Here is a 3992-nt window from a genome sequence, read left to right on the forward strand (position 1 = left end):
TGCAGAGGGTTTTTTAATAAAAGCCTGACGATGACCTACTTTCACACTGGTTGCAGCACTATCATCGGCGCAAAGTCGTTTCACGGTCCTGTTCGGGATGGGAAGGGGTGGTACCAACTCGCTATGGTCATCAGGCATAACTTGTATCGTTCCCTGTTCCACGGTAGTGGCAACAAAGAGCGCAATTTAGAAGAAGTAGTTTTTTATACCGGCCACACCGGGGTGGGTGTGGTCGGTTGGGTATGATTGTCCAAACGGTGTTGCTATCTTTATGGATAGTCACCTTGGCAAACAAATAAGCTCATCATATAACCTGCTAAGGTTATAGGGACAAGCCTCACGGGCAATTAGTATCAGTTAGCTTAACGTATTACTACGCTTCCACACCTGACCTATCAACGTCCTGGTCTCGAACGACCCTTTAGGGGAATCTAGTTCCCGGGAAATATCATCTTAAGGCAAGTTTCCCGCTTAGATGCTTTCAGCGGTTATCTCTTCCGAACTTAGCTACCCGGCAATGCCACTGGCGTGACAACCGGTACACCAGAGGTTCGTCCACTCCGGTCCTCTCGTACTAGGAGCAGCCCCCTTCAAATTTCCAACGCCCACGGCAGATAGGGACCAAACTGTCTCACGACGTTTTAAACCCAGCTCACGTACCACTTTAAATGGCGAACAGCCATACCCTTGGGACCGGCTACAGCCCCAGGATGTGATGAGCCGACATCGAGGTGCCAAACTCCCCCGTCGATATGAACTCTTGGGAGGAATCAGCCTGTTATCCCCAGAGTACCTTTTATCCGTTGAGCGATGGCCCTTCCATACAGAACCACCGGATCACTATGTCCTACTTTCGTACCTGCTCGACTTGTCAGTCTCGCAGTTAAGCACGCTTATGCCATTGCACTATTAGCACGATGTCCGACCGTACCTAGCGTACCTTCGAACTCCTCCGTTACACTTTGGGAGGAGACCGCCCCAGTCAAACTGCCTACCATGCACTGTCCCCGATCCGGATAACGGACCAAGGTTAGAACCTCAAACAAACCAGGGTGGTATTTCAAGGTTGGCTCCACGAGAACTAGCGTCCCCGCTTCAAAGCCTCCCACCTATCCTACACAGATTGGTTCAAAGTCCAATGCAAAGCTACAGTAAAGGTTCATGGGGTCTTTCCGTCTAGCCGCGGGTAGATTGCATCATCACAAACATTTCAACTTCGCTGAGTCTCGGGAGGAGACAGTGTGGCCATCGTTACGCCATTCGTGCAGGTCGGAACTTACCCGACAAGGAATTTCGCTACCTTAGGACCGTTATAGTTACGGCCGCCGTTTACTGGGACTTCAATCAAGAGCTTGCACCCCATCATTTAATCTTCCAGCACCGGGCAGGCGTCACACCCTATACGTCCACTTTCGTGTTTGCAGAGTGCTGTGTTTTTATTAAACAGTCGCAGCCACCTTTTTATTGCAGCCCTTTCGTCCTTCTGGCGCAGGCCAGTCAAACTACATGGGCGTACCTTATCCCGAAGTTACGGTACAAATTTGCCGAGTTCCTTCTCCCGAGTTCTCTCAAGCGCCTTAGAATACTCATCTCGCCCACCTGTGTCGGTTTGCGGTACGGTCTCGTTAGACTGAAGCTTAGAGGCTTTTCTTGGAACCACTTCCGATTGCTTCACCAATAAATTGGCTCGTCCCATACCCTTGAATTACGCTGCCGGATTTGCCTAACAGCCTTCTCTGATATAGGAACCGGGACTTCCAACACCCGGACAACCTTCCGCGATCCGTCCCCCCATCGCATCTAACGACGGTGCAGGAATATTAACCTGCTTCCCATCAGCTACGCATCTCTGCCTCGCCTTAGGGGCCGACTCACCCTGCTCCGATGAACGTTGAACAGGAAACCTTGGGCTTACGGCGTGGGGGCTTTTCACCCCCATTATCGCTACTCATGTCAGCATTCGCACTTCTGATACCTCCAGCATCCTTTACAAGACACCTTCGCAGGCTTACAGAACGCTCTCCTACCATATCAATAAATTGATATCCGCAGCTTCGGTGACTGGCTTAGCCCCGTTACATCTTCCGCGCAGGACGACTCGATCAGTGAGCTATTACGCTTTCTTTAAAGGATGGCTGCTTCTAAGCCAACCTCCTGACTGTTTTAGCCTTCCCACTTCGTTTGCCACTTAGCCAATCTTTGGGACCTTAGCTGGCGGTCTGGGTTGTTTCCCTCTTGACGTCGGACGTTAGCACCCGGCGTCTGTCTCCCAAGCTCGCACTCATCGGTATTCGGAGTTTGCAATGGTTTGGTAAGTCTCGATGACCCCCTAGCCATAACAGTGCTCTACCCCCGATGGTGATACTTGAGGCACTACCTAAATAGTTTTCGGAGAGAACCAGCTATTTCCAAGTTTGTTTAGCCTTTCACCCCTACCCACAGCTCATCCCCTAATTTTTCAACATTAGTGGGTTCGGACCTCCAGTGCGTGTTACCGCACCTTCATCCTGGCCATGAGTAGATCACTTGGTTTCGGGTCTACACCCAGCGACTGAACGCCCTATTCGGACTCGATTTCTCTACGCCTTCCCTATACGGTTAAGCTTGCCACTGAATGTAAGTCGCTGACCCATTATACAAAAGGTACGCAGTCACGGAACAAGTCCGCTCCTACTGTTTGTATGCACACGGTTTCAGGATCTATTTCACTCCCCTTCCGGGGTTCTTTTCGCCTTTCCCTCACGGTACTGGTTCACTATCGGTCGATATCGAGTATTTAGCCTTGGAGGATGGTCCCCCCATGTTCAGACAGGATTACACGTGTCCCGCCCTACTTGTTGCAAGCTTAGTTCCACAATGATCATTTCGTATAAGGGGCTATCACCCTCTATGGCCGACGTTTCCAAGTCGTTCTACTATGTCCACTGCTAAAACTTGCGGCTGTTCCCATTTCGCTCGCCACTACTTTGGGAATCTCGGTTGATTTCTTTTCCTGCAGCTACTTAGATGTTTCAGTTCGCCGCGTTCGCTTTACACACCTATGTATTCAGTGTGCAATGACCACTAGGGCCGGGTTTCCCCATTCGGAAATCTGCGGATCAAAGCTTGTTTGCTAGCTCCCCGCAGCTTATCGCAAGCTACTACGTCCTTCATCGCCTGATATCGCCAAGGCATCCACCATGTGCACTTATTCACTTGTCCCTATAACGTTAGCCTCTACCTGCGTTCACAGGTAAAAAACGGTTATAGAGGTATTTCTATGAGTTTAGCGTTTGCCGTATCCAAAGTGTTTTCGCATGTCCATGCAGCTTGCGCCCATGGACTCTTTTGAGAACTCTTTACATACTTTTTGATTTGATACAATCATACCCATCCACAACAATGTCTTGTCATGGACGAATCTTTACTACTTCTTCTAAATTGTTAAAGAACAGTTATTGCTTTTGATCTTCAAAAGACCAAACCTAAATCCCAGTGCCTATCTTGCACACCGACTTAGGTTTGACATTTCTCTTTTCTCACCAAGGAAACTTGGTGGAGGTTGACGGGATCGAACCGACGACCCCCTGCTTGCAAAGCAGGTGCTCTCCCAGCTGAGCTAAACCCCCGGAAATCTTTGGTGGGTCTGGTTGGGCTCGAACCAACGACCCCCGCGTTATCAACACGGTGCTCTAACCAACTGAGCTACAGACCCGCTTGGATCAGTACGAGCCTACCATCAACTACTGCGTATCCTCTACGCACCAGCCTTTGACCGATACCTGTTCTTCTTAACTAACAGACGATAAGTGTGGACGCTTAACTTTCATGCAAACTCTAGAAAGGAGGTGATCCAGCCGCACCTTCCGATACGGCTACCTTGTTACGACTTCACCCCAGTCACGAATCCTACCGTGGTAAGCGCCCTCCTTACGGTTAGGCTACCTACTTCTGGTAAAACCCGCTCCCATGGTGTGACGGGCGGTGTGTACAAGACCCGGGAACGTATTCAC

General features: G+C 50.0%; 2 tRNA genes and 3 rRNA genes. All 5 read right to left on the bottom strand.

The features are described 5' to 3' along the window. Nucleotides 1-22: 22 nt before the first annotated feature. A 5S ribosomal RNA gene (gene rrf / locus BM062_RS24740) occupies nucleotides 23-135 on the bottom strand. A gap of 191 nt (nucleotides 136-326) precedes the next feature. Then, nucleotides 327-3201: ribosomal RNA gene (locus BM062_RS24745) — 23S ribosomal RNA — on the bottom strand. Between the two features lie 331 nt (nucleotides 3202-3532). Beyond that, a tRNA-Ala gene (locus BM062_RS24750) sits at nucleotides 3533-3608 on the bottom strand. Between the two features lie 9 nt (nucleotides 3609-3617). Further along, nucleotides 3618-3694: transfer RNA gene (locus tag BM062_RS24755), tRNA-Ile, on the bottom strand. Nucleotides 3695-3820: 126 nt separating this feature from the next. After that, nucleotides 3821-3992 (bottom strand): 16S ribosomal RNA (locus tag BM062_RS24760); the annotation flags it as partial.

The organism is Collimonas sp. OK412, assembly GCF_900112135.1.
GTDB classification, from domain to species: Bacteria; Pseudomonadota; Gammaproteobacteria; order Burkholderiales; family Burkholderiaceae_D; genus Collimonas; species Collimonas rhizosphaerae.